At 68.0% G+C, this 24,279-nt stretch carries 27 protein-coding genes and 1 pseudogene; 15 read left to right on the plus strand and 13 right to left on the minus strand.

The genetic code is table 11. The annotated features are described in order from the left end of the window. Positions 1-20: 20 nt before the first annotated feature. The gene (locus tag AC0NH5_RS10750) at positions 21-194 is read left to right on the plus strand and encodes a hypothetical protein (RefSeq protein WP_474402455.1); all 174 of its coding nucleotides are present in this window, start codon (positions 21-23) and stop codon (positions 192-194) included. 280 nt (positions 195-474) lie between these two features. Further along, positions 475-681 (plus strand): DUF397 domain-containing protein, encoded by a 207-nt coding sequence (locus AC0NH5_RS10755; RefSeq protein ID WP_474402456.1) that lies wholly within the window; start codon positions 475-477, stop codon positions 679-681. Positions 682-713: 32 nt separating this feature from the next. Here the strand turns inward: AC0NH5_RS10755 and AC0NH5_RS10760 are convergent, their stop codons facing one another. After that, entirely contained in the window at positions 714-1,535 is an 822-nt protein-coding gene (locus tag AC0NH5_RS10760) for a helix-turn-helix domain-containing protein (RefSeq protein ID WP_474402457.1), read from the minus strand. 314 nt (positions 1,536-1,849) lie between these two features. On the opposite strand from AC0NH5_RS10760, the gene AC0NH5_RS10765 reads away from it, so the two are divergent. From AC0NH5_RS10765 to AC0NH5_RS10800, 8 genes are all read left to right on the plus strand, one after another. Continuing rightward, on the plus strand, positions 1,850-3,094 hold the full coding sequence (locus AC0NH5_RS10765; protein ID WP_474402458.1) for a hypothetical protein: 1,245 nt from the start codon (positions 1,850-1,852) through the stop codon (positions 3,092-3,094). Continuing rightward, a complete protein-coding gene (locus AC0NH5_RS10770; RefSeq protein ID WP_474402459.1) occupies positions 3,075-3,377 on the plus strand; it encodes a hypothetical protein in 303 nt (100 codons plus the stop codon). The genes AC0NH5_RS10765 and AC0NH5_RS10770 overlap by 20 nt, the downstream gene beginning before the upstream one ends. Continuing rightward, complete coding sequence (locus tag AC0NH5_RS10775) at positions 3,374-3,658, plus strand: hypothetical protein (protein ID WP_474402460.1); 285 nt, start codon at positions 3,374-3,376, stop codon at positions 3,656-3,658. Before AC0NH5_RS10770 ends, AC0NH5_RS10775 begins: the two co-directional genes overlap by 4 nt. Positions 3,659-3,772: 114 nt before the next feature. Then, positions 3,773-4,867 (plus strand): trypsin-like serine peptidase, encoded by a 1,095-nt coding sequence (locus AC0NH5_RS10780; protein ID WP_474402461.1) that lies wholly within the window; start codon positions 3,773-3,775, stop codon positions 4,865-4,867. Between the two features lie 195 nt (positions 4,868-5,062). Continuing rightward, positions 5,063-6,073 carry a hypothetical protein gene (locus AC0NH5_RS10785; RefSeq protein WP_474402462.1) on the plus strand — a complete coding sequence of 337 codons (1,011 nt, stop codon included), beginning with the start codon at positions 5,063-5,065 and terminating at the stop codon, positions 6,071-6,073. Between the two features lie 217 nt (positions 6,074-6,290). Further along, complete coding sequence (locus tag AC0NH5_RS10790; RefSeq protein ID WP_474402463.1) at positions 6,291-7,901, plus strand: methyl-accepting chemotaxis protein; 1,611 nt, start codon at positions 6,291-6,293, stop codon at positions 7,899-7,901. 105 nt (positions 7,902-8,006) lie between these two features. Next, positions 8,007-8,513, plus strand: a complete 507-nt coding sequence (locus AC0NH5_RS10795; protein ID WP_474402464.1) for a DUF2975 domain-containing protein — start codon at positions 8,007-8,009, stop codon at positions 8,511-8,513. Further along, complete coding sequence (locus AC0NH5_RS10800) at positions 8,513-8,761, plus strand: helix-turn-helix domain-containing protein (RefSeq protein WP_474402465.1); 249 nt, start codon at positions 8,513-8,515, stop codon at positions 8,759-8,761. Before AC0NH5_RS10795 ends, AC0NH5_RS10800 begins: the two co-directional genes overlap by 1 nt. 77 nt (positions 8,762-8,838) lie before the next feature. On the opposite strand, the gene AC0NH5_RS10805 is transcribed toward AC0NH5_RS10800, so the two are convergent. From AC0NH5_RS10805 to AC0NH5_RS10825, 5 genes and pseudogenes are all read right to left on the minus strand, one after another. Continuing rightward, positions 8,839-9,597 (minus strand): DUF72 domain-containing protein, encoded by a 759-nt coding sequence (locus AC0NH5_RS10805; protein WP_474402466.1) that lies wholly within the window; start codon positions 9,595-9,597, stop codon positions 8,839-8,841. 76 nt (positions 9,598-9,673) lie between these two features. Continuing rightward, on the minus strand, positions 9,674-11,965 hold the full coding sequence (locus AC0NH5_RS10810) for a sensor histidine kinase (RefSeq protein ID WP_474402467.1): 2,292 nt from the start codon (positions 11,963-11,965) through the stop codon (positions 9,674-9,676). Positions 11,966-12,235: 270 nt separating this feature from the next. Further along, positions 12,236-12,424 carry an ATP-binding protein gene (locus AC0NH5_RS10815; RefSeq protein WP_474402468.1) on the minus strand — a complete coding sequence of 63 codons (189 nt, stop codon included), beginning with the start codon at positions 12,422-12,424 and terminating at the stop codon, positions 12,236-12,238. Positions 12,425-12,555: 131 nt separating this feature from the next. Next, positions 12,556-12,630, minus strand: a pseudogene (locus tag AC0NH5_RS10820) (hypothetical protein); the annotation flags it as partial. Positions 12,631-12,868: 238 nt separating this feature from the next. Further along, positions 12,869-13,180: a hypothetical protein gene (locus AC0NH5_RS10825; RefSeq protein ID WP_474402469.1), complete on the minus strand. Its 312-nt coding sequence runs from the start codon at positions 13,178-13,180 to the stop codon at positions 12,869-12,871. Between the two features lie 189 nt (positions 13,181-13,369). Here AC0NH5_RS10825 and AC0NH5_RS10830 point away from each other — a divergent pair, with 189 nt between their 5' ends. From AC0NH5_RS10830 to AC0NH5_RS10840, 3 genes are all read left to right on the plus strand, one after another. Then, positions 13,370-14,788, plus strand: coding sequence for an alpha,alpha-trehalose-phosphate synthase (UDP-forming) (locus AC0NH5_RS10830; protein ID WP_474402471.1), 1,419 nt, complete (start codon positions 13,370-13,372; stop codon positions 14,786-14,788). A gap of 38 nt (positions 14,789-14,826) precedes the next feature. Next, positions 14,827-15,024 (plus strand): hypothetical protein, encoded by a 198-nt coding sequence (locus AC0NH5_RS10835; protein ID WP_474402472.1) that lies wholly within the window; start codon positions 14,827-14,829, stop codon positions 15,022-15,024. A gap of 181 nt (positions 15,025-15,205) precedes the next feature. Further along, on the plus strand, positions 15,206-15,949 hold the full coding sequence (locus AC0NH5_RS10840) for an SDR family NAD(P)-dependent oxidoreductase (RefSeq protein WP_474402473.1): 744 nt from the start codon (positions 15,206-15,208) through the stop codon (positions 15,947-15,949). Between the two features lie 163 nt (positions 15,950-16,112). On the opposite strand, the gene tkt is transcribed toward AC0NH5_RS10840, so the two are convergent. Together tkt and AC0NH5_RS10850 are read right to left on the minus strand one after the other, a co-directional pair. Beyond that, positions 16,113-18,305, minus strand: coding sequence for a transketolase (tkt, locus tag AC0NH5_RS10845; RefSeq protein ID WP_474402474.1), 2,193 nt, complete (start codon positions 18,303-18,305; stop codon positions 16,113-16,115). Positions 18,306-18,315: 10 nt separating this feature from the next. Beyond that, positions 18,316-18,660: an STAS domain-containing protein gene (locus AC0NH5_RS10850; RefSeq protein ID WP_474402476.1), complete on the minus strand. Its 345-nt coding sequence runs from the start codon at positions 18,658-18,660 to the stop codon at positions 18,316-18,318. 332 nt (positions 18,661-18,992) lie between these two features. Here AC0NH5_RS10850 and AC0NH5_RS10855 point away from each other — a divergent pair, with 332 nt between their 5' ends. Beyond that, positions 18,993-19,400 (plus strand): RidA family protein, encoded by a 408-nt coding sequence (locus AC0NH5_RS10855; RefSeq protein ID WP_474402477.1) that lies wholly within the window; start codon positions 18,993-18,995, stop codon positions 19,398-19,400. Here AC0NH5_RS10855 and AC0NH5_RS10860 read toward each other — a convergent pair. The 3 genes from AC0NH5_RS10860 to AC0NH5_RS10870 form a co-directional block, all read right to left on the minus strand. Beyond that, on the minus strand, positions 19,397-19,789 hold the full coding sequence (locus AC0NH5_RS10860; RefSeq protein ID WP_474402478.1) for a winged helix-turn-helix transcriptional regulator: 393 nt from the start codon (positions 19,787-19,789) through the stop codon (positions 19,397-19,399). The two genes, AC0NH5_RS10855 and AC0NH5_RS10860, sit on opposite strands and share 4 nt — an antisense overlap. Before the next feature lie 359 nt (positions 19,790-20,148). Continuing rightward, a complete protein-coding gene (locus AC0NH5_RS10865; RefSeq protein WP_474402479.1) occupies positions 20,149-20,718 on the minus strand; it encodes a DUF6434 domain-containing protein in 570 nt (189 codons plus the stop codon). 277 nt (positions 20,719-20,995) lie between these two features. After that, positions 20,996-21,619 carry an anthrone oxygenase family protein gene (locus AC0NH5_RS10870; RefSeq protein WP_474402480.1) on the minus strand — a complete coding sequence of 208 codons (624 nt, stop codon included), beginning with the start codon at positions 21,617-21,619 and terminating at the stop codon, positions 20,996-20,998. Between the two features lie 87 nt (positions 21,620-21,706). Between AC0NH5_RS10870 and AC0NH5_RS10875 the strand changes: the two genes are divergently transcribed. After that, positions 21,707-22,339 carry a TetR/AcrR family transcriptional regulator gene (locus AC0NH5_RS10875; RefSeq protein ID WP_474402481.1) on the plus strand — a complete coding sequence of 211 codons (633 nt, stop codon included), beginning with the start codon at positions 21,707-21,709 and terminating at the stop codon, positions 22,337-22,339. Between the two features lie 69 nt (positions 22,340-22,408). Here the strand turns inward: AC0NH5_RS10875 and AC0NH5_RS10880 are convergent, their stop codons facing one another. Next, complete coding sequence (locus AC0NH5_RS10880) at positions 22,409-22,891, minus strand: phosphatase domain-containing protein (protein ID WP_474402482.1); 483 nt, start codon at positions 22,889-22,891, stop codon at positions 22,409-22,411. A gap of 40 nt (positions 22,892-22,931) precedes the next feature. Next, positions 22,932-24,173, minus strand: a complete 1,242-nt coding sequence (locus AC0NH5_RS10885) for a hypothetical protein (RefSeq protein WP_474402483.1) — start codon at positions 24,171-24,173, stop codon at positions 22,932-22,934. Positions 24,174-24,279 lie beyond the last annotated feature (106 nt).

The raw sequence follows: 24,279 nt of genomic DNA on the forward strand, positions 1-24,279 counted from the left end.
CATCGCAGCGAGGCGCGCTCTTGCTCCAGCTGCTGGACGTGCGCAGCGAGCTGATCGATGCGGGCTTGGAGGCGGGCGGTTTCGGGCTCGGTCCGCTGCTGAGAGTCATCTGGCAGTACACCGCCCGTGTCGGCGGCGGCCGGATCGAGGATCCGCATCGGCCGTCCTCTCAAAACTGCGGCGGACCAGCGTGAGCTGTCGAGTCGGCGGCGAGGCATTGCCAGGCCACAGTGGAATCATGGCAGTCGGCGGAAGCGCGTGCAAGATTTCACGCCGACGACTGTCGCGGTGACGTGATGCGTCCGAAGCGGGTTTCGGCTACTCTAGGTTCGTGCAATTTCGTGGTGAAAGAGCCGTCCTTGGACCTGAAGCGTTGATTTTGCACTTCAGACAGGCTCTAGGAGACACATCGGACCACTGGGGCGGTGGCCAGATGATTACCAGCAGTAAGCAACTCCATGTGGAGGTGCACTGATGACTAACGAAACCGGCTGGATCATTTCCAGCAGATCGACGGGCAACGGAGGCAGTTGCGTCGAGGCCCGCCGCCAGGACGGCCTCATCGAGGTCCGCAACAGCAAGGCACGCGAGGCCGGCACCGTGGTGTTCACGGTCGAGGAGTGGGATTCGTTTCTGTTCGGCGCCAAGCGCGGCGAGTTCGACCAGCTCTTGACCGACTGATCGCGGCGGACCGCCACACCGCAATCAGTTCGTCAGCTGAACTCTCCAACCGGTACGGAGTCTTTGCTGATCAGGTCAAAGATCCGCCGGTATTCGTCAACCTCGACCTGCTCCTCCAGATAGAGCGCACCGACGTGGGATTCGAGGTAGACCACGTCCGGGTCGTCCGGGTCGTCGAACTCCAGGATCCGGAAGGCACCGGCCATCGCCGCGTGCGCCCCGACCGAGAACGGCAACACCCGGATGTCGACCGTGTCCTCCCGGGACAGCCGCCGTAGATGTTCGATCTGCCCCTTCATCACCTGCTCGCCGCCGACCGACCGGGTCAATGTTCCCTCGCCGAGCACCGTCACGAGGCGGACCGCTGGGTGGCGAGCGAAGAGCGTCTTCTGCCGCTGCATGCGGAGATTGATGTGGCGCTCGGCGATCTCCGAGTCGACCGGCTGCTCGGCGCCGAAGACGGCTCGCGCGTACTCGGGGGTCTGCAGCTCGCCGGGAACGACCTCGCCGTCGTACCCGAACATTCGGGACGCGGACGCCTCGAGCCCGACGTACAGCTTGAACCACTCAGGGATCACCGGGCTGGCGTCCCACCACTCCTGCTGTGACGTACCCAGCGCGAGGTCGGCAAGCGCGTCAGTGATGCTCTGGTCCGCACCGTAGAGCCAGCAGAGCGCGCGCACGTTGGCCCCGGTGACCGGCACCTTGCCCGTCTCGATGCGGTGCAGCGTCGGCTCAGAGATGCCCAGCCGCGCTTCCACCACATCACGCCGGCTCATCCCGGACGCCGTGCGTAGCCGCGTCAATCGCCGCCCCAACGCCCGTCGCACGACGCGTTGGCCTGTGACCGGCACTCCTACCTCCGCCTTGCCAACCCGTGTGGACTGTGACGTCGACTACCGTACCTGCGACGCCGCGTCGTCAACAGGCAACCCGGCGTTGCTCACCGAACGTGCCAGGGCGACCAGCCCGTGTTCGCGGTGATATGCGCCGGCTTGCTCCGCCCGTGGGCTCGGCCCAGCCATGGCGGCGCGCGGTGATATCCCGGCATTGTCGGCGCGGTAGCGCTCCATCGTGGCGTCGCAGTTCTCGATCGTCCGGCGGAGGTTGTCGGGCCCGTCGTTGGCGCTGTGCGCCGCGCCTTCGCGTCGGGCAATACAAGATCGCGATGAACCGCGACGGGAGGACTCGGGTATTCACCTACGTTCACCCTGGTGGGCGCACCGACAAAGGCAATTTGGGGTTGATGGTCCGGCGGCGATCGCACGGGGAGATCATGTCTGGCGAAATGTATTTGGATGTCAGCGGCGTCAACAGCCTGTACAACCAACTGCGACGAGCCGGTGATACCGCTGCAGAGGCGCAGATCTATCTCAAGAAGCACTGCGACCTGGCGACCCTGGAACAGGGTCTGCTTCTCTGGGTGCTCGATGTCCACCCGCGGGCCCTGGGCGAGATGACGGCAGCACTGACACGGCTGCAAGACTTGACACAAGGAGCGGCGACCCAGGTCAACAGAGCTCAGACCGCCTACACCAAAGTCGACCACAGTGCCGCCGCAGCGCTCGACAGCACCTATCCCGGCGCCGAGAACCCGGCCAACCTTTGGGCCGCGATGACTATGCGGCAACCCGAGGCCGGCGGTACGCGGGCACCCTTCACCGACAAGGAGGATGCCACCAGAGGGCTTACCAACCCGAACTATGCGGTTGAGATCGAGATGTGGTCCATCAATCCGCTGGCGGATCTGATCAGTCCCATGGCATGGCTGCGGCAAGCCGCCATTTCAGTGTTCGGACATGACCCGTTCGAAGGCTGGGCACGCCAGTTCAGCGGAGACTGGCGCGGCTGGGTTCATGCCGGAGCCGCGATGAGCAGGGCGGGCGGTGCAGCCGGCCGGATCGGCGCCAATCTCGTTGCCGGCACCGCAGACGTCCCATCGGTGTGGCGCGGAAATGCCGCCGAGGCGTTCCAAGAGTTCAACCTGGCGCTCGCCGGAGCTGCTCGCTCCGTACAGCAGGCAGGAAGCCAATACCATGACCTTTATATGAAGGCGGCGGAGGCGGTGAAGAAATTTTATGACGTCATCGCGGGCCTCACCACGGACCTTCTTGACGCACTTCTTATCGTCAGTAGCGGTCTGACCGCCGGCACTGCCACCATTGCCACCGGAATTGGCCCGGTCATCGGATACGGTGTCGCGACCTACTACACCATTCAAGCGATCGATCTGTACAACGAGATCGCCCAGGTCTACGGGCTGGCCGAAGACATGCTCAAGGCGCTGGCCGGCTCGATCGCGGCGGTGGAGGCCACGGCCGGCATCAAGGACATCCCCGGCGTTCAGCCCTACGAGCACCCCGGCAGCTGGACCCCACCCGAACGGAGCGATGATGAGCGGCCGCCTCTTTGACGACCCCATCGCCCAGGCCCTGTTACAGCACCTCGCCAAGGAGCGCGGATCGAAAGACCCCGTGGGCTCCTGGGCTCGAACGGTGCTGAACGGCGAAGCCACGCCCGTTGATGCGGCGCAGATGTCTTGGCACAGTGAGGGACTGGCCGATGCCACCCAGCAAGCAGACGAAGAGTTGCGACAGATGACACCAGAGCAACGGTCCGCGTTCGCGCGAGAAGCCGAACGCCTACAGGGCCTGCAGGCCCGGCATGACGAGCGGAACGAGGACGACCAGCGGTGAGCCCTTTCGTGCGCTGGCGGATAGCCGCCCCGTTCGCGGTGATCTCCGGACTCTTCCTGCTCATGGCGGCGCTCAACGTCTGGCTCTACTGGGCAGCGTCCACCCCGACGTACCGGGCCCTGACACTGTTCCTCTGCGCCATGTACACCATCTGCCTCGGTGTCAGCATCTCGATCGGCATAGATCGCCGCATCCAGAAAATGCCGTGGTACCGGATGGGCACGGTGGCACTCTTCATCGTCCTGTCGATCGGCGTCACCTGGGTCCGCGGCATGGTCTGAACGAGCTGCACACACCCGCGCTCAGTGCTGGCTCGGTCAGTTACCTGACGCTCGCCGGACTCGATCGTCAACCGGTGCTCCAATCGACGATGTCAGTCGACATGGGAGGTCGTCATGGCATTACGTCGAGTGCTGTCCGTCGAGTTGCAGGATGCTGTGGACATCCCCGCCGCTCGCCACATCGACCGCGAGGTCCTGGCTGAGCTTCGCCAATCATTCGCCCGTACCAACGACCCCGTCCACGGGCCACCATCGGTGGAGGAAATCGTGGAACTGGGCGCCGCCGATGCCTCAGCAGAAGTCGTCACCATCGACGATGAGTACGTGGACGCTTATCGGCCCGAATGGCTGTCTGCGCGGTTTCGTCCTGCGGCTGCGCCCCTGACGGAGCCGCGGTATCACCGTCGTCGAGACGGCCGACGGATCGAGTTCCTCGACAGCAGCGCCAACATTTACGGCACCGACGACCGGATAGTCGTCCGACCGATCACATACCCGGAGTCGTGCGTCTGCCACCTCCTCGTCGAAGTTCGGAAAACAGCCGCGGACATGTGGCAGCCGGTCTGGATGGGAACCGGCTCCACTGCGGGACCGCGGCACATCATCACGGCCAGTCACATCGTGCCGATCCTCCACATCGAGCAAGGCTTCGAGTGGCGCATCACCGTCACCCCGGGTTACTACGACGGAGTCAGCGTGTTCGGCGGCCTGAGCACCTCGGTCAGCAGGGCGATCTACTTCCGCACCGGCGGCGTCGACCCGATAGTGCCGGCTCATGACATGGCGATTCTGCAGGTACGCGAACCGGTCGGCAGTCTGGTCGGATGGCTCGGCGCGCTCGTCACTCAACCGTCGCTCGGGGACTGGTGGTGGACGATTGGATACGGGTATGACAAGGCCCCGTTCCGCCCGAAACTGCAAACCAACGTGAGTCTGCTCTCGTACGACTCGGCAAGTAGCGGCCGGCTGCCCAACGACGAGATCTGGACCAGCTACGAGGCCGAGACGCACGCCGACGGAGGCAGCGGTAATAGCGGCAGCCCGCTGTTTCAGTGGTACGAGACCACCGCCAGCCAGTGGAGCCCACTGGTCACCGGCGTCTGGTCGGCGCACCAAATTGAATGTGGGTCAACGATCGGTGACTGGCATGTCTTCGCGGCCGGGCCGCTCCTCGGCGGACTGGTCCGTTGGGGACGCCAAAATCTCTGACGTCCGGTTTCTCTCCGTCCGCTCGGGTGAGGCCCTGACCAGCGGTAAGAGGAGGTTCCTCACCGGCTTGACGACGCGGACCTGGTCGGGGACGGCACAGCAGATGACTCTGTTTCCGCGAGCGCGCTGCCGGTTTGTCGCCCTCTGTCATCGTGAAATCCAGGACTACGACGCCGTGGCCACTAGGGAGCGCCGGTGCTTACTTCTCTGGACCCGGCCCGCCAAGCCAGGCCGGCCGGCCGTCTGTGGCTGACGGAGGTGGTGCTGCTCGGGTTGGTCGCGTCCGTCTGCGGATATTTCGCTTTGGTCTGGTTCAACGATGCGACGCCGAGCCCCACGAGCGATCCCTTCTCCGGGACCGTCGCTTTCGCCACTGACGACGGCGCAGCCCCGGTCGACATCACGGTTCAGATCCCCGGCTCCCCGGAGGTCGAGGACGGTAGCGGCTGGGGAACTGTCGACATCAGCCATCTGGCCCGCACCAGGACAATCATTTACGACTTCCACCCCCGTGACGAGGAGTCGACGGAGCCCTTCACCATGGAAGTGGGGCTTTACGGCGACGCCAGGATGGTCAGTGACCTGGGAATCCACGTCTACGGCGGTAGCTACACCCTTGAGGACAACGGGGAGTCACAGATCGTCCACCTCACTATGAGGCCGCACGACAACGGCTGGGGGGTGACGATTGTGGGACAGCCCGCGGGGCGGCCGTTGATGGTGTCCGGCTCCACGATCTTCGGTGACATGCCGCGCATCCGCACGCCTGAGTTCAATCGGGAGGGCGGAATTCCCGAAGACTCGAACAGTGGGTTCCTCTTCGGCCTGCTGCCGACGTCTGCAGCCCTGCAGTGGTCGTCTCTGCCTCCCACCAACACCGACATGCTCAGGTGGCGGCTGGTGAGCACCGAGTACGACGAGCCGCTGCGCTTCAGAATTCACGACGAGACGCGGGAGCAGGCCATCAACCGGCAGTTGTTCGCCGCGGCGGCGCTCGTCGGTGTGGCGGGCGGAGCCGGCATTGAGTTGATCGCCAGGATTCCCGCGCCCGTCGCTGCGCTGAGCAGTCGGCGGCGTCGTCCCGGCCCGGACGCGTTTACCCATGCCGCAGGTCGTACCCGGCGGCGCCTGACCCTACGCGCCGACGCGGTGCGGCTTGTCCGCCGTTGCCCGCTCTCCGGCAGGCGGGGGCGACCGCACAGGTGACAGGTTCGGCGACGTGCCGGGTGGCTGAGAACTCGAGCACGGGACGACAGCACCCAGGCATTGATCCAGGCGGTCGCGCCGCCCGGCCCGGTGCAGCCCGCACCGCGGGCCGGCCCCCGGTTGCTGTGGCCGAGGGTTGGTCGAAGCCGCCCAGAACCTCGTCCGGGTGGGCTTAGGGTGATTTGTCGGCAGTGTCGGCGTCCAGCGGAGGTCTCTGATGCGCGCACTCGGCAATCTGAAGATCGGTAGCCGGCTCGCGGCGGCGTTCACCATTGTCTGCCTCTGTCTGCTCGTGGCCATCGGGATCGGCCTGTGGGGGCAGAGCGCCGCCCGGGACGCCACCGAACAGCTGGCCGTGGCCGCGGAGGAACGCCGCGACGCGCTGGTGGCGAAGTTCCGTACCGCCGATTTCGCCGGCTGGCAGACCGGGTACGCCTTCGACACCTTGCGTGGTGTCGAGAACGCCACTGAAGACGCCGTCGGGCAGCGCAAGGAGTTCCTGGCCTCGACCGCAGCGTTCCGGGATGACCTTGCCCGACTAAAGTCGCGTGGGCTCAGTGGTGCCGAGACCGGTGCGCTGACCAGCGCGAAGGAGTCGTTCGAGCAGTTCATGGCCGTGGACGAGCGGATCATCGCCGGCTATCGGGCGAATAACCGGGCCGGTGTCGCGGAGGCGAACGGTCTGGTGTCGGGGGAGTCGCTGGAGTGGATGGGGAAGATCATCCAGGCGATTGACGAGCTCGTCGAGCTCACCACCGCGCAGGCACAGGCGGCGAGCCTTGCGGCGGACGAAGCCGCGGCGACGGCTCGTACGTCGATGCTCGTCGCCGGGTTGGTCTGCGTCCTGGCGGCGGCGCTGGTCGCGGTGATGGTCACCCGCAGTATCACCGGTCCGCTGGCGGTCACTGTCGCCACGCTGAAGGCGGTCGCCGGCAAGGACCTTACCGTCAGCGCACCGGACAACAGCCGTGACGAGTTGGGCTCGATGGGCCGTGCGGTCAACGGCACCTTGCAGGTGGTACGCAGCGCCTTCATCACGGTCAGCGAGAACAGTCGTACCCTCGCCGGGGCCGCGCAGCAGATGGCGGAGACCGCGACCCGGATCGATGCCGCCGCCGGGTCCGCCTCGAACCAGTCGGACGTGGTCGCCGCGGCGGCCGAAGAGGTGTCGCGCAGTGTGCAGACCGTGGCTGCCGGCACCGAGGAGATGAACGCCGCGATCCGGGAGATCTCCAGCGGTGCGAGCCGGGCTGCCGCAGTTGCGGCCGGGGGTGTGGACAGTGCCCGGTCGGCGACCGAGACCATCGGCCGGCTCGGCCGTTCCAGTGCCGAGATCGGCCAAGTCGTCCAGCTGATCACGTCGATCGCCGAACAGACCAACCTGCTGGCGCTCAACGCCACGATCGAGGCCGCCCGGGCCGGGGAACTGGGCAAGGGTTTCGCCGTGGTCGCCGGGGAAGTCAAAGACCTGGCTCAGGCCACTGCTCAGGCCACCGATGAAATCGGTGGCAAGGTGCAGGCGATCCAGCAGGACACCACCGCGGCGATCACCGCGATCGACCAGATCACCGGGATCATCGGCGAGGTCAACGAGCACTCCACCACGATCGCCGCCGCGGTGGAGGAGCAGACGGCCACCACCGCCGAGATGAGCCGCAACGTCGTTGAAGCAGCTACCGGCTCGGGTGAGATCGCCGCCAACATCACCGGTGTGGCCACCGCTGCCCAGGAAACCGCGCACGAAGTCGCTCAATCCCGGCAGACCGCTGAGCAACTCGCGCACCTGGCCCACGACCTCCAGGATCTGGCCGGACAGTTCCGTGTCTGAATGCCCGCGTAGCTAGCTCATCGGCGTCCAAGTTGGGCCCGGGCGTTGCGCTGACTATCGAAAAACGATAGCCTTCTGCCGAGAAACGGTAGAAAGGCATCGACAATGAGCAGTTGGGTCATCCGCACCCTGCGTGCGTTGATCGCGATCGCACTGATCGGATCGGTGGTCGTCCAGGCGGTGATCGTGGCGCTGCCCTGGTGGGGTCCCGACAACGAGCCGACCGGAATCGGGGTGTCGTTGGCGGTCATCGGTGCTCTCGGCGTAGCGACCTTGCAGATCATCGCCGTGTGCATCTGGCGGTTACTCACGATGGTGCGCCGCGGGACGGTGTTCTCCCATGCGGCGTTCCGCTTCGTCGACCTGATCATCGGAGCGATCGGCGCCGCCGCGGTGCTGACGTTCTCCGTTGCCGTGGTCGCCCGGTTCGCCAACCATGCCGTGCCCGAGGACGAGGTCGCGCCCGGCCTGGTGGGGCTGATCTGCGGGGTGGCATTGGTGATCGCCGGGGTCGCGCTCGTCGTCTATGTGATGCGGACGTTGCTCGCCCAGGCGGTGGCGCTGGACTCCCGGGCGAAACACCTGCAGTCCGAGCTCAACGAGGTGATCTGATGCCGATCATCGTCGACATCGACGTGATGCTCGCCAGAAGGAAGATGTCGGTCGGTGCACTCGCGGATCAGGTGGGCATCACCCCGGCCAACCTGGCCGTCCTCAAGAACGGGCGGGCCAAGGCTGTCCGATTCACGACCCTGGCCGCCCTGTGCGAGGCGCTGGACTGCCAGCCCGGTGATCTCCTGCGGTGGGAGCCCGAGAACGCCGGCGCCCGGACGCCGATACATAAGGAATCCTCGCCATGATCAACACCGGTCTGAGCTGGACATCCCGGACGCCGCCGCGCAATTGCACGGCGCCGGCTGCACGGGAAGGGTGCCGGTCAGTCGGGACGCTCGTCGACCAGCGCGGGCCGGGCGGCGCCCGGGTCCTGGCGGACCAGTTGGCTGAACCGCCAGGCGTCGGCGGCCCGGGGCAGGTTGTTGAACATCACGTACGCCGGGCCGTCGTCGATGATGTCGGCGAGGTGTGCCAGCTCAGCATCCGTGTACACGTGGCGGGCGCCGGTGATGCCGTGCAGCCGGTAGTAGGCCATCGGCGTCAGGCTGCGGCGCAGGAACGGGTCGGCGGCGTGGGTCAGATCCAGTTCCTCGCACAAGCCGCGAACAACCTCATCCGGCCACGGGCCGCGCGGCTCCCACAACAGCCGGACACCGGCCGGCCGGCGCGCTCTGGTGCAGAACTCACGCAGTCGCGCGATGGCGGGTTCAGTCGGCCGGAAGCTCGCCGGGCACTGCAGCAGGATCGCCGTTGCTTCCAGGATCGCCGCGCAGCCGAGCGTGGTCTCCCAGGCGCGTGCGACGACGGGCGTCCACCGGAATCCGCCGACCTCGGTGCGTTCCTCGGCGCTCAGAGGGGTACGCAGCCGCCGGTACGTGGAGCTTCTCGCCTCGTGCGTGATCAACTGCCACGCCTTGATGGTGAACTCGAACGCCGGTGGAAGACTGGCCCGCCACCGCCGCAGCGTCGCCTCGCGGGATGGTTCGTAGAACGTTTGCTGCACCTCCAGTACTCCGAAGCGTTGCGCGTAGGACGTCAGCGCCATGCCGGCTCCGCACAGGCCCACCTTCGCCCGAGTCATGCGCCACGGATACCCCCGGATCCCGAAGGAATGCGCCGGGGGATGAACGGTCCCTGAATCAGTCGCCGGTGTCCGGTCACGCAACGGGGCGGGCGTACCCGTGGCCGGGGGCTCTGCCGGGCAGCGGATCCGGACCATCCTGGATGGCTGTTGCACCGGCCGTTGGCGCTGATGCGGCGGCGGGTACGGGTAGCCGCACGACGATGCGGGTGCCCGGTTGGTGGTCGGGGTCGATGGTGATGGAGCCGCCATGGGCTTCGACCAGAACCTTCACCAGGGTAAGACCGAGCCCCGCGCCTTTGAGGGTGCTGTGACGGGCGGTTCCCCGTTCGAACCGGCCGAACAGTTGCTCGCGTTCGTGTGCGGGGATACCAAGGCCGGGATCGGTGACGGTGAGCTCCGCGACGCCCCCGTGCGGCTCGTGCACGCGAAGGTGGATGTCGCCGCCGTCGGGACTGTACTTGATGGCGTTGGCCAGCAGTTCGTCGATGATCTGCCGTAGCCGGTGCGGGTCGGCGTCCAGAGTGAGCGTCGCGGGCACCTCGGTGTGCAGCCGGATACCGGGCGGCGGGTCCGCCGCTGCCGCGGCGGCGATGGCCACGGCGCTCAGGTCGGTGATCTGCGGGTGCATCGTGTGGTGGCCGGTTTCCAAGCCGGTCAGTTCCAGCAGCTGGTCGATGATGGTCTGCAGGACGTCGGTGTTGCGGTTGATCACCGACAGCATGTGGCGGATGTCGTCGGACAGGCCGGGCTCGTCGGCCAGCAGACTGCTGTAGCTCGTGATGCTCATCAGCGGGGTACGCATCTCATGTCCGGCCAGGGTCAGAAAGTCGTCCTTGGCGCGGACCAGTTGGGCCTGCAGAGCGACACTGCGCTGACGGGCCAGGAAATGCCCGATCTGCTCGGCGATCCCGGTGAGCATGCCGATGATCAGGAACCGGTCGTGTTCGACGCTGTCGGACAACGCCGTCAAAACGCCGACGACGTGGTCGCCGTCGCGAACCGGCACGGCGGCACTGGTGTGCAGGCCTCGTGCAGCAGCGGCGTCGACGAACGCGCGTACCGCCGGAGCGGCGGCGTACGGCGAACTGGTCAGCTCCGGGATCCACACCGGCTCACCGGTGGCCCACACGTGCCCGGGCACCCCGCCCTCGGCGCGGCCCCGGGGAGTATGTTGCGGGAGCAGGTCGGGCACCTGCAGTCCGGGCGCGTTCCACTGCGCGACGGGGCGCAGCACGCCGGCGACGGGGTCGACCAACATCAGCGACACGTACGGCCAGCGCAGTGCCTGACCGACAGCCTCGGCCAAGGGGGTGGCGGCGTGCCCGATGGTGTCGGCGGTGACCAGTAGGCGGGTGATCTGCAGCTCGCAGTCGCGCAGCCGCTCACTGCGCTGGCGTTCCGTGACGTCCAGCACGGTGGACACCGCTCCGAGTTGCTCACCTCCGGCATCCAGGATCGGCTGGCCGTTGATGATCAGGTAGCGGTCCGGCAGGCCGGCGGTGTGCAGCAGCGCCTCGGCGTCACGAACCGTCTCGCCCTGCAGCGCCCGGGCGACGACCAGCTCGTCGGCGGCCATCAGGGCGCCGTCGGGGTGGCGCAGAGTCCCGTACACGTTGGTCATGGCCTCAGCCGCGGAGACGGCGCCGCCCAGCCCGTACAGGTGACGCAGCATCCGGTTGAACAGCACCGGCCGCGCGTCGTTGCCCAACGCGACCACACCGACCTGCAAGCTGTCCAACAGAGCGGTGATGAACCCGCGTTGCACCTGCGCATCGGCCACCGTATCGATCTGCGCGTCGACGTCGGTGTGAGCCAGCACCTCGGCGTGGGTGCTGCCGAGCGCGGCCATCGCCGCGCCCGAGCCGCTGCCGTCGTCGGACAGCGGACCCAGCATCGCGGTCATCTTCGCCAGAGTCGCCAGATGCGCCGGCGGCCAGGCCCGCGCCCGGGTATCGAACACGGCCACCGCTCCGACAACCCGCCCAGCCGTGTCCCGCAGCGGCGCCCCCGCGAACGCCAGCACACCCCACAGTGCCACAGCCGGATGGGCGCACAGGTCAGCGTCGGCGAGTAGATCATCCACCGTGACGACGGCGTCGGCGCTCACCACATAGGCGCACAGAGACTGCTGCGTCGAGGCCCGCCGAACGGTCCCGAACGGCTCCGGCAGATCGAACATACCCAGGAATTCGTCCTGATCAGCACCCACCAAGGCGACCACCGCCATCGGGGCGTCCAGCAACTGCGCCGCCATCCACGCCACCGTGTCCAACGACAACGGCCTGCCCGGCAATGCCCGGCGCGCCCGCGCGACCGCCTGTAACCGGTCGTCGGACTCCAGCACCGCGGCGCGAAGGTGTGGCATGAGCTACCCGTTTCAGGAAGATTTCTCCAAGCACGTTAACGGCTGCAAGGTGCAGGACCCGCGATACGCACCGCGCACCGTCGTTCGGGTTGATCACCGGCCGCGACCGCCTCCGGCACGTGGATGGGGCAGCCGCCGGCTTGGTGCAGCCGGCCGAATGGGTCAGCCCCGCCTCGCCGCGCTCGGGCACCGAGCTGCTCATCGCGCCGGCCGACGATTTGGTGCACCCCGATAGGCCGGCTGAGTCGCCGGCTCCGTCCCCGCCTCCCGTTACGGGGCTGTGCGGGGTGGTGCGGGCTGGTGGGAGGGCAGCCGGATGGTGAAGGTGGTAGCAGCTTCGTCGGACTCGCTGACGGTGATGGTGCCGCCGTGGTGTTCGACGATGGTGCGGGCGATGGTGAGGCCGAGCCCGGTGCCGGGGATGCCGCCGTGTCGGGCGGTGTCGCTGCGGAAGAACATGTCGAACAGCCGGTCACGTTCGTCGGCGGGGATGGTTGTGGGTGCAGGTCGATGTGTCCGGCGCGCATACCGGCGACGTAGAGAAGCTTTTCCACGATGCGGTGCAGGGTGGTGGTGTTGCGTTGCATGACCTGGACCAGAAACTGCTGGTCGTCGGGGAGGCCGGGTTCGTCGAGGAGCATGTCGGCGCAGGATTGCAGGCTCATCAGCGGGGTGCGCAGCTCGTGGTTTGTTGGCACTCTGGGGTCCTGAAGCGAGTCGGCTATGCCGGTTGCGCCAGGACGCCGACCTCATCCACGGCGACAACGGCCCGCACCGGGCTCACCCCACGACGACGTCCGCTACAGCAGTACGGGCAGCGAGGTGCGATCGAATCAGCGGGCCGGCGGGATGGCCCGGCGGACGGCGCGCCACAGGCGAGATAGCGCAGGGTGTGGTCGACCGTCAGCGGCGATCGGCCGGCCGAAGAACTACGGCATACAGGTCACGAGAGCCGGGCTCGTGGACATTGCCGTCGGAGTCCCGCCCGATCGGAGCGGAGTCGCCGGTAGTCGGGAAATACCAAGCTTCCTCCACGTCGGCCAGCGGAGAACAGTCGTCTCCACCGGCTCCGTCCCTCGCGACGACAACGACAGCTTCGTCGGGCATGTCGGCCAGGATGTCGCGCAGGCCGGCGACGGTGATTGTCCCGAGGGTGAGCATCGGGTCCACTCGGGCGTTCATATCCCGTACGTATGTGTTCTCTTCGGGGCTCACGTTGCCATAATGGGCTGCTCGTGACGAAAAGGCGGGACTTCCCGACCGCGGGGACATCGCCTCGCATCAGGACGCCGCACTCACCTGCCGCTGTCCGGGCTCGGCCGGCCGCATCGGCCGTACCTCCCTCGGGGTTGGTAAAGAGGGCTGACGACGTTTCATCCCCCGGTCCGGAGGTACTCCGCAGCCATGGGTGAAGACGCAGGTGGCGGGCATGAGTTCGTCGTAGTCGCCAACCGGCTGCCGGTCGACGAGGTGACTGACGGCGATGGGCAGCGCCGATGGGAGCGCAGTCCGGGAGGGCTGGTCAGCGCTTTGCACCCGGTGGTACGTCAGATGGGCGGTGCCTGGGTCGGGTGGCCGGGCAGCGCTGGAGAGGCGCCCGATCCCTTCGACGTCGACGGTATGCGGTTGTGGCCCGTGCCCCTGAGCGCCGAGGACGTCGATCGGTACTACGAAGGTCAGTCCAACGCCACCATCTGGCCGCTGTTCCACGACCTGGTCGAGCAGCCGACCCATCGCCGTGACTGGCGACAGGCCTACGAGGCGGTGAACCGGCGCTTCGCCCGAGCCGCGGCGGAAGCGGCCGCGCCGGACGCGACGGTCTGGGTGCATGACTATCAGCTGCTGCTGGTACCGGCGATGCTGCGCGAGTTGCGACCGGACGTACGTATCGGGTTCTTTCTGCACATCCCCTTCCCGCCGGTCGAGCTGTTCATGCAGCTACCGCGCCGCCGGGAGCTGCTGAAGGGATTGCTCGGCGCCGACCTGGTCGGCTTCCAGGGCGCCCTGGCAGCGCAGAACTTCCTCCGCCTGACGCGGCTGCTGCTGGGACTGGAACCGAAGGACGACCGGGTCGAGGTCGACGGACGTACCGTGGTGGCGCGAGCCTTCCCGATCTCCATCGACGTCGCCGAGGTGGATCAGCTCGCCGCCGATCCCGCGGTGCAGCAGCGTGCCCGGCAGCTACGGACCGAACTCGGCGGAGACCGGCGCCTGCTGTTGGGCGTCGACCGCCTCGATTACACCAAAGGCATCGAGCAGCGCCTCGAGGCCTACCATGACCTGCTCACCGACGGAGAGATCTCCAACGACGACGTCGTGCTGGTGCAGGTGGCCACCCCGAGCCGGCAACGGATCGCGCAATACCAGCAGCTCCGCGAGCGCGTCGAACGCGCGGTCGGCCGTACCACCGGCGAATTCGGCGATGTCGGCCGCGCCCCGGTGCACTACCTGTTCCAGTCCTTCGGCCGCGCCGAACTCGTCGCCCTGTATCTCGCCGCCGACGTCATGCTGGTCACCCCACTGCGCGACGGCATGAACCTTGTTGCCAAGGAATTCGTCGCGGCACGCCGCGACGAGCAAGGCGCACTGGTGCTCAGCGAGTTCACCGGCGCCGCCGCCGAACTCGATGACGCTTTCCTGATCAACGCCCATGACACCGACGACATCAAACGCGGGATCCTCGAAGCCCTCAACGCCGACTCGCGGGACCTCGCCGCGCGGATGCGCCACATGCGGCAGCAGGTCCGTGCCTATGACATCGACTACTGGGCCCGCGACTTCCTCGACGTCCTCGGTGTTCCCGGAGCACCCCACGAGGCCTGAACGGCAACGTCCTGATCACTCATCCGAAAGGCTTTCTGATGTCCGAGCAGTCGCACGAGCTCAAGAACAACGATGATTCCTCTCAGCAGAAGTCGTCTGCCGAGCCCGGGAGCAAAGGCAGCCTCACCGTGGAAGACGACCCTGGCGGTACCACCGATCCCGCCGACCTTGCCGGTTCGGCCACTAGTGACGACGCCCAGGTGGGCCCGTCGGCCAACGAAGCGAACGATCTCTGAGAACCAGGCGGCAGCCGGGAGTGCGCCGCGCCGCCTCGACGGCGCTGCCACACCCCCCGGCGCCCGGTTACACCTGATGGGCGGATCGTGATGGGAAGCGGATGCCGCGCCGACCAGGCGGTGCAACGCGCCGTCCGATCACCGCCAGACAGCCGAGATGGCATCGGCGAGGCTTCCCGTCATGAACAACGCACTCAAGGACAAGGTCGCGCTGGTTACCGGCGGCGGCCGTGGCATCGGCGCTGCCGTGGCGCTGCGCCTGGCCGAGGAAGGCGCCGATGTGGCGCTCACGTTCCAGCGGAACCAGCAACGCGCTGACGACGTGGTGGACCGGATCAAGGCAGCGGGACGGCGGGCGTTCGCCATCCAGGCAGACAGTGCCGATCCTGCCGCGGTGGCCTCCGCGGTCGACCGGACTCACGGTGAGCTGGGCCGGTTGGACATTCTGGTGAACAACGCCGGCGCCTTCCTGCTCGGACCGATCGAGGAACTGAGCCTGAGAGAGTTCGAGCAAACCGTCGCGGTCAACATCCGGGCGCCGTTCGTCGCCTCGCAGGCCGCAGCGCGCCACATGTCGGCCGGCGGGCGGATCATCACCATCGGCAGCAACGTGGCCGAGCGAGCAGTCTTTCCCGGCTTCTCGCTGTACGCGATGAGCAAGACCGCGTTGACCGGCCTGACCAAGGCACTTGGACGCGAACTCGGTGGGAGAGCCATCACGGTGAACCTGGTGAATCCGGGGCCCACGGACACCGAGCTGAACCCGGCCGACGGTCCGAACGCCGACGCCATCATCGGATTCACCGCCCTCGGTCACTACGCAGCACCAGCCGACGTGGCGGCTGCCGTGGCATTTCTGGCCGGCCCGGACGGCCGTTACATCACCGGAGCCACGGTCAACGTCGACGGTGGCTTCACCATCTGATCGTCCGTCATTGCGGCGCTGTCCATCCCGCGCACACAGCTACGGCCCGTCCCGGCAGTCGCGCCGGGACGGGCCGCACCTCTGCTGATGTGCTTGAACCGACGTCCACCATGCTGAGCGCGGCGATTCCTGCCCCGGGCGAACCTCGCCAACAGGACGGATGTCACTGGGGCTGGTCGCCGGTGCCACCCGTCGTCGGGGAGGCGGTGCGCTGGTCTCCGCCGGGACGAATCGGGCCGGAGATGGCGTGGATGCTGTCGCGGGCTGCCTGAGCGACGGCTTCGGCGGTGATGCCGAATTCCTGGTAGAGCCGCTGGTGGTCGGCGGAGGCACCGAAGTGCTCGAGGCTGATGATGCGCCCGGCGTCGCCGACGATGTCGCGCCAGCCCTGGCCGATGCCGGCCTCGACGCTGACCCGCGCGCGCACTGAGGGCGGCAGCACCTCGTCGCGGTACGACAAGGGCTGCTGGGCGAACCATTCCCGGCACGGCATCGACACCACACGGGCGGTGATGCCCTCGCCGGCGAGCAGGCCGCGGGCGTCGAGGGCGATCTGCACCTCCGAGCCGGTGGCGATCAGCAGCACGTCGGCGTCCGCGCCGGCCAGCACGTAGCCGCCGCGGGCCGCGCCGTCCGCTGCCGCGTAACCGTCGGGGCCACGGTCCAGCACGGGCAGGTTCTGCCGGGTGAGGATGATGCCGGCGGGCCGGTCGGTGTGCTCCAGGATCGTCCGCCAGCAGACAGTGGTCTCGTTGGCGTCGCCGGGACGCACGACGTCCAGGCCGGGGATGGCGCGCAGCGCGGCAAGATGTTCGACGGGCTGGTGGGTGGGGCCGTCCTCCCCGAGGCCGATGGAGTCGTGGGTCCAGACGTAGGTGGCGGGCAGTTGCATGAGCGCGGCCAGCCGGACGGCGGGGCGCATGTAGTCGCTGAACACCAGGAACGTGCCGCCGTACGGGCGGGTGAGGCTCTGCAGGGCGATGCCGTTGAGGATGGAGCCCATGGCGTGCTCGCGGATGCCGAAGTGCAAGGTGCGGCCGTACGGGCTGCCGGACCAGTTGCGGGTCTGCCGGTCGACGGGGATGAACGACGGCTGGCCGGTCATGGTGGTGTTGTTGCTCTCGGCGAGGTCCGCCGAGCCGCCCCACAGCTCCGGCAGCACCGGCGCGAGCGCGGTCAGGATCTCTCCGGAGGCCTTGCGGGTGGCCATGCCCTTGGCGTCCGGCGCGAAGGTGGGCAGGGCCGCCTCCCAGCCGTCCGGCAGCCGGCGCTTGAGCAGCCGGTCGAGCAGCGCGGCCCGGTCCGGACGGGCGGTGCGCCAGGCCTCGAAACCGGGCAACCACTCTTGATGTACGCGTGACCCGCGCGCGACGCTCGCACGAGCGTGGGTCAGTACCTCGTCCTCGACGGTGAACGAGGCGTCCGGGTCGAAGCCGAGCAGTCGTTTCGTCGCGGCGATCTCGTCGGTGCCGAGGGCGGACCCGTGCGCCTTGCCGCTGTTCTGCAGGGTGGGGGCGGGCCAGCCGATGATGGTACGGAGCTTGATCAGCGATGGCCGCCCGGTCTCTGCCTTGGCGGCCTCGATAGCGGCGTGTAGGGCGTCGATGTCCTCGACGTACTCGCCGGTGCTGGTCCAGTCGACGGTCTGGACGTGCCAGCCGTACGCGGCATAGCGGCCGGGGACGTCCTCGCTGAACGAGATGTCGGTGTCGTCCTCGATGGAGATGTGGTTCGCGTCGTAGAACACCACCAGGTTGCCCAGCTGCTGGTGTCCGGCCAAGGAGCTGGCCTCGGCGGTGACGCCTTCCATGAGATCGCCGTCGGAGGCGATCACATAGATGTGGTGGTCGAACGGGCTCTCACCCGGCGCGGCCTCCGGATCGAGCAGGCCCCGCTCCCGGCGGCCGGCCATCGCCATGCCGACGGCGCCGGCCAGGCCCTGCCCGAGCGGTCCAGTAGTGATCTCCACGCCTCGGGTGTGCCGGAACTCGGGGTGTCCCGGTGTGGCAGAGCCCCAGGTGCGCAGCGCCCGCAGGTCGTCCAGATCCAGGCCGTAACCGTTGAGGTAGAGCTGGGTGTAAAGGGTGAGGCTGGTGTGCCCGGCCGACAAGACGAACCGGTCCCGGCCCAGCCACTGATCGTCGTTCGGGTCATGCCGCATGACGTCGTGGAACAGCAGGTAGGCCAGCGGCGCCAGGCTCATCGCCGTGCCGGGGTGACCGTTGCCGACCTTCTGCACGGCGTCGGCGGCAAGGAGCCGGGCGGTGTCGACGGCACGGACATCGAGCGCGTCCCAACCCACGACTTTCGCGACCGGAGCCGATACCTGCCGGTGGAGCTGATGGCTTCGGGTCATGGTGTTGTCCTCACTTCTGAGTGGATACGCATGCCGACGCGCGTCGCCTGCTCCGCGTAGCCGGCGGCGAGTGTTCGGGATTCGGCAGATCCGCGCTCAGCGTGGCGATCTGGTCCATCCGGGTCATCAGCAGGACTTGCCGGGTGCCGGGTGTGGGACGGCACAACAGGATGGTTGAGGCTGCCGGCAGACGGTGGTGCAGGTGTGCCAGGAAGTTGGGCAGGACCGCGCAGGCGAAGGTGACTTCGGCCAGGTCGATCACGACGCTGGCCGGCGCTGCGGTGGCCAGCCGCTCAGCGACTGCGGACAGCGCTGCGGATGCTGCCATGTCGATGTCGCCGTCGACGCGGATCAACGCCGAAGCTTCGGCCGGGGCGGCTGACACAGAGACTGCGAAGCCACCGGCGGATTGCGGGTCCACAACGTCACCTCAGCACGATTCGACGTATGCCGGGGGCTGGGGCAACAGCCCACGAGGACCGCACCCCAGACGCTACCCCGTAGCGGCATGCGCTGCACGGCCCACCACACGATCGCGAATCTGCCGTGCACAGGCGAACCTGGCAGTCACCTCCCTTGGCGGTCACCTTCTGGTTACCGAGTCACTAAAAAGTGCGTTCTTCCGCTGCTCACCGAAGGTTTCCTATGGTTTCCCGGTAACCGAAAGAAAGCACGGAGGTACGCGTCATGGCGGTAACCCTGGTGAACCCGAGCGGGCTGCCGGAAATCCCGATCTACCGGCAGGTGTCGGTGGCGACCGGTTCGAAGTTGATCCACGTCGCCGGTCAGGTCGCCTGGGATGCGGCGGGCAAGACAGTCGGCGAGGGTGACCTCGCCGCCCAGGTCGAGCAGTGCTACCTCAACGTCGGCGCCGCCCTGGCCGGCGTCGGCGCGACCTTCGCCGACGTGGTGAAGCTGACCGTGCACGTCGTCGACTGGCAGCCCGAGCAGATGCCGTTGCTGCTGGACGGGATCGCGCGCGCGGCGGCGAAGCTGGGCGTCACGCCGGCCGCGCCGGCGTCGCTGTTCGGCATCGTGGCGCTGGACGTGCCGGAGCACCTCGTGGAGGTGGAAGCGGTCGCTGTTCTCGACTAACCGGCCGGGGCGCGGAAACGGCTGCGGGACGTCTCGATGTGGCCCAGGTATTGCTGGGTCCAGCCACACATGCCGTCGACCACCGCCCGTAGGCCCTCGCCGGCGTCGGTGAGGGTGTACTCGACGCGCGGCGGGATGGTGGGGTGGACTGTTCGCTCCACCAACCCGTTGCGTTCCAGCATGCGCAGGTTCTGGGTGAGCATCTTGTGGCTGATGCCGCCGATCTCGTTGCGCAGCTCGCTGAAGCGCAGGGTGCCCTGCCCCAGAAACTCGATGATCAGGAAAGCCCACTTGTTGGCCACGTCGGAGAAGATCTCCCGCGCCAGCGAGTCCGCCCGGGCCAGATCGGCTTCCGGAGGCAGAGCGCTGATCTCCTGTCGCGTGCCCATCCGCCACTCTCCTTCAGATCCTGGGTAACCAGCAGAGAGTATCGCCACGATCAGGGGAGACGGGAGCGACAACTCCGGGGTCCTCGACTGCCATGGTGGTCCAGCACGCCGATGCGCACCCGGATGGGTGCCGACGACGCATTACGTCGGTGGACCAGAGTTTCCCGCAGGGAACACCGAGGAGATTCGACATCGGGTCACAGCGCAACGTGGTGGCCGCGAGACCGGAGACCGGATCAGTTACGCGGCACAAGAGTTCGATCTGCGCGGGTTCAGGGACGGCGAGCCAGTTGCTCATGTCGTGTTCACACTTCAGGGTGACGGGGAGCCCGTGGGAGAGGTGGGCTATCCGTGCATCGCTACCGACCCTTGACGGCGGCAGTTGTGCGCGCCTCCAGTGGTAGTGCGCGATGGTGACGCCATGCGGCCAATGCCTCGTCGCGGCTGCCATCGGGATGGTCGTGCCGCCAGGTGCGGAGATAGGCGTTGAGTTCGAACTGTGCGCCGATCGGCTGGGGCCGACCGGCCGCGCCACGGGTGGCGTGCCAGTGTGCCACTGCTTCGCCGAGGGTCCGGCCGTCGCCGTCGGCGATGAACGTGCGCATGAAGGCGTCGAACGTGAAGGCAGGGCCGATCTCTCGGCGGAAGTGCTGGCGGAGCACTTGGCCACAGCGTTGCCCGGCCGGGATGACGGTTTGGTTCGTGACCGGGGCGCTCAGTTGCCGGCCGGCGACGCGTGAACCTGGGGCTGAGGGAGTCGGCGCCCCGTCGAGGGCGGCAGCGAGACGATCGGTCAGAGCTTGCTTGCCACCACCGCGCGCAACGGCGAGTTCGCGAGCGAGGGCCGTCAGTTCCTGCAGGGTCCAATACCACCGGCGCAATTCAGCGCCGGTCAGCGTCGCCGACAACGGGGGCCTGATCTCCGACATGCTCTCGAGGATGCCAGGACGGTACGACACAAAGCAGGCCTCACGGAGGCGGACCGAGGTCGCCGGCGTGCGCTCGCCAGCATGATCGTGTGCTCCCTCGTCGACGAAGTCGATAATGGGGCGCCTGGGCGGTTCCACTGCGGTGTGCGACGTGCTCGTCAACGGCTGGCGCACACGGACGGCGGCATGTGAGTACGACGCGGACGCACGTCGTCAGCCGGATGTGCGTCAACGCCGCCGACCATCTGCCACGTCCTGCCGAGGTGGTGGACTGTCCCTACCGGGACTGCGGTCCGGGCTGCGACGGCGACGCCGGATCTGATCCGGGACCCGACGCCGACGCAGGTGCCGGCGTGCCGCGTTTGACGAGCTCGGCGACACCGGCAGCGTGGGCGACCGGCCGAGCGTGCACGATCAGCGCCTGGACCAGGCAGACCAGAGCGGCGGTCGAGGCGAGCGTGCGAACCAGGTTCCAGCGCACCCAGACGTCCTCGTACGCCGCCCGCACCGCGCCGGGATCGCTGATGGCGCCGGGGCTGCCGGCCGTCGCGAGCTCCTCGTTGAGCGGCACGCTGATGCCCATCGTGATCGCGAAGGCGGCCGCGTAGAGCAGGAAGGCTGCCGCGGCCCAGGGCAGCACCCGCCTGCCGTCGCGGCGCAGGTGCAGGATCGCGGCTGCGGCGGTCAGCGGCAGTGCGCCGAAGAAGCTCGCGGCGAACCATCCGTTGCGGACGGTGGCGTTGATCCATTGCATGGCGCTGATGAAGGTGTGGTCGTCGACCCGGGCCAGCCCGAGCATCACGGAGCAGGCGTAAGCGTAGAAGAAGCCGGCGATCAGGCCGGTCGCCACGGTGGCTGACCCCAGGGTCCAGGCGCGGGCGGTGCGGTGGGCGGCGTCCATGGTGCCTCCAGCTATAATCGAACCGGCGAGTACGGATTAAACCGTACTTGACAGTTCGATTAAGCGCCAGTGGCATCGGAGGTCTCTGTGACCGGACAGACCCGACGAGGTCGGCCCCGCGCCGGCGAGCAGGAGGTTCGCCGCCACGCCGCCCTCGATGCGGCACTCGCCGAGCTTGTCCTCCACGGCCTCGACGGCACCACCATGCAGGCCGTCGCCGCCCGCGCCGGCTGTTCGAAGGAGAGCCTCTACACGTGGTTCAGCAACCGTGACGGGCTGCTCGCGGCCCTGATCGAACGGCAGTCCGGCCAGGTCGCCGGGGCCGTGGCGGCCGCCCTGGACAGCGCCGCCGAGCCGCGCGCGACTCTGACCGTCATCGCCGAGAGCCTCCTGCGGCTGCTCACCAGCGGCACCTCGGTGGCGCTGAACCGGGCCGCCATGACCTCCCCCGACCTCGCCGCTCTGTTGCTGCGGCACGGCCGGTACACCACCGGGCCGCTGATCGAGGGATACCTGACCCGGCTCACCGATCAGGGCCGACTGCGCGCCGGCGATCCCGCCGAGGCTTTCCAGCTGTTGTACGGGCTGACCGTCCGCGACGTGCAGATCCGGTCACTGCTCGGCGAGCCGGCACCCCCACCCGAGCGGCTCCGCGCCGAGGCCGAACTGGCGGTCGACCGTTTCCTCACCCTCACCGGCAGCACCCCACCGACCGGTTGAGCCGGCGCCGGACCGGGCGAACCGGGCGGGTCCGTACCCACGGGTGGTCCTGCTCGATCCTGAACCGGATCAGGTACGGCCGTCGCTCTCCTGCGCCTGCCGCAACGACTTCGCGTACGGCACCCAGTCGGCGAGCCGGACCGGGAAACCCTCGGCCTTGAGCAGCTTGACCACCGCCGGGTCGTCGTCGACGACCACGGCGATGGTTCCCTCGCGGGACAGCTTGCGCAGCCGGCCGTGCTTGTAGTCGCGGGCCGGCCGACGGTCGTCGTCCGGCCGCATCAGCAGTGTGCCGGCCGGCAGCCCGTGCCTGGCGAACCAGCGCTCGGTCACCGGCCGTAGCCGCTCCGGGCGGCCGGTCAGCCACACCACACGGTGGTCGGCCGCGTACGAACGGATCAGGTCGACGCCGGTCTCGAGGGGCGTGTCCCGGTCGGCCGCGGCGAAGAACGCCGCCCAGTTCTTCGGCCGGTGCGCGACGTGGCGCAGGCGGTGACGGACATCCGCCACCACCCCGTCCACGTCGAACACGGCGATCGGCGCGTCAGACATGTGATCATTCTGCCCGGCCAAGAGGCAGCGGCTCAGAACGTCAGGCGACCGGGACCAAGCCGACGTCGACGACGGCCTCGCCGGCGTCGGTCACCTCCACCACGGCGCTCCAGCCCTGCTTGTAGTAGTCGCCGGTGCTGCCGACGACGTCAGAATCCGTGGCGTCGTCGCCCACGTCCGGCACCGTGAAGTCGTACGGCGATTCGACCATCAGGTAGACGTTCGCCACGTAGCGGCCCGGCTTCAGCCGCGTGGAGTAGGTGCCTTGTTCGCCGAGGTGTGCGCGGGGGACGTCCCAGTCCGGTTCGGTGCCTTCCAGCACGAACTCGATCTTGCCCACCTTGCCGTACGCGCCCGGCTCGTCCGCGTCCCGCCGGCCGTCCCGGTCGTTGTCCAGCCAGGCGTGGCCGCTCATCACGCCCTCGGCGAAGTAGACCGTGCCGCCACTGGCGGTGTTGTTCTCGGTGCTCTCCTCCGGGCTCGTCGTGGCGGCGGTGGCGGTGAAGGTCAGCGGCCCGTCCGGGGTGCCCGGCCCGGCGACCAGCCGCAGCCGCAGCCGGTTGTACAGCTGGGTCACGTCGTACGCGCCGTCGCGGGCGCACTCGACGGCCGCACCGACCAGGGCACAGGTCCACCCGGGGTACTCGGGGTCGAGCGACGCGGCCCGCACGGTGGCGGGCAGCGGAATCCGCACCGTGACGTCGTGGGCGGGGCTCCCTCCGACGTTGTCCATCTCGACATGCACGTCGAACTGCTCGTTCGCCTTGACCTGGTGGGCAGGAACGACGGAGACGCTGTTGACCGCGATGTCGGCGGGGCGCGGCACGACGTACCGGAACGTCGTCTCACCGCTGTTGTTCCTCAGCGACCGCTCGGGCGTGGTGGTGGACACCGAGCCCTTCATCGTGACCGTGTCACCCACCGTCCCGGCGGGGAGCAGGACCGTCAGGTTCAGGGCCTCGAACTCGCCGGCCCCGAGGGTGCGCCCGTTGGTGCAGGCCCACGTCGCGGCCGAGGTGTCACAGGCCCAGCCGAACTGGTCGTTCTCGGCGGGGTCCATCGTGCTGCCCGGCGGCGGGGTGAAGTGGAACGTCACCCGGGACGCGGCTCTCGTGCCGATGTTGGTGGCGAACGCCTGCACGAACGCCCGTGCCCCCATGCCACCCAGGTACGACACGTCGGTGGACTCCGGGCGCCATTCGAACTCCAGGTCCGCCCGGGCGGGTGCCGTCGCTGCCGCTGCGGGAGCTGCGGGAGCTGCGGGAGCTGCGGAGAGCGTCACCGCCAGGACCGGTAACGACGCCAGGAGCGTTCGGGCAGGTGCCGATAGTTTGATCATGTTTCCCCCGTCAGGCCGCGGTCGCGCGATCAGAGCATCGTAGGACTTC

The organism is Actinoplanes sp. 13, from assembly GCF_056134165.1.

Coding starts and splice junctions, on each gene's coding strand:
- AC0NH5_RS10830 (WP_474402471.1), top strand. CDS start 13,370: ATGGGTGAAGACGCAGGTGGCGGGCATGAGTTCGTCGTAGTCGCCAAC.
- AC0NH5_RS10840 (WP_474402473.1), top strand. CDS start 15,206: ATGAACAACGCACTCAAGGACAAGGTCGCGCTGGTTACCGGCGGCGGC.
- AC0NH5_RS10865 (WP_474402479.1), bottom strand. CDS start 20,718: ATGTCGGAGATCAGGCCCCCGTTGTCGGCGACGCTGACCGGCGCTGAA.
- AC0NH5_RS10835 (WP_474402472.1), top strand. CDS start 14,827: ATGTCCGAGCAGTCGCACGAGCTCAAGAACAACGATGATTCCTCTCAG.
- AC0NH5_RS10770 (WP_474402459.1), top strand. CDS start 3,075: ATGAGCGGCCGCCTCTTTGACGACCCCATCGCCCAGGCCCTGTTACAG.
- AC0NH5_RS10805 (WP_474402466.1), bottom strand. CDS start 9,597: ATGACTCGGGCGAAGGTGGGCCTGTGCGGAGCCGGCATGGCGCTGACG.
- AC0NH5_RS10860 (WP_474402478.1), bottom strand. CDS start 19,789: ATGGGCACGCGACAGGAGATCAGCGCTCTGCCTCCGGAAGCCGATCTG.
- AC0NH5_RS10880 (WP_474402482.1), bottom strand. CDS start 22,891: ATGTCTGACGCGCCGATCGCCGTGTTCGACGTGGACGGGGTGGTGGCG.
- AC0NH5_RS10755 (WP_474402456.1), top strand. CDS start 475: ATGACTAACGAAACCGGCTGGATCATTTCCAGCAGATCGACGGGCAAC.
- AC0NH5_RS10870 (WP_474402480.1), bottom strand. CDS start 21,619: ATGGACGCCGCCCACCGCACCGCCCGCGCCTGGACCCTGGGGTCAGCC.
- AC0NH5_RS10855 (WP_474402477.1), top strand. CDS start 18,993: ATGGCGGTAACCCTGGTGAACCCGAGCGGGCTGCCGGAAATCCCGATC.
- AC0NH5_RS10815 (WP_474402468.1), bottom strand. CDS start 12,424: ATGTTCTTCCGCAGCGACACCGCCCGACACGGCGGCATCCCCGGCACC.
- AC0NH5_RS10790 (WP_474402463.1), top strand. CDS start 6,291: ATGCGCGCACTCGGCAATCTGAAGATCGGTAGCCGGCTCGCGGCGGCG.
- AC0NH5_RS10795 (WP_474402464.1), top strand. CDS start 8,007: ATGAGCAGTTGGGTCATCCGCACCCTGCGTGCGTTGATCGCGATCGCA.
- AC0NH5_RS10800 (WP_474402465.1), top strand. CDS start 8,513: ATGCCGATCATCGTCGACATCGACGTGATGCTCGCCAGAAGGAAGATG.
- AC0NH5_RS10780 (WP_474402461.1), top strand. CDS start 3,773: ATGGCATTACGTCGAGTGCTGTCCGTCGAGTTGCAGGATGCTGTGGAC.
- tkt (WP_474402474.1), bottom strand. CDS start 18,305: ATGACCCGAAGCCATCAGCTCCACCGGCAGGTATCGGCTCCGGTCGCG.
- AC0NH5_RS10810 (WP_474402467.1), bottom strand. CDS start 11,965: ATGCCACACCTTCGCGCCGCGGTGCTGGAGTCCGACGACCGGTTACAG.
- AC0NH5_RS10765 (WP_474402458.1), top strand. CDS start 1,850: ATGAACCGCGACGGGAGGACTCGGGTATTCACCTACGTTCACCCTGGT.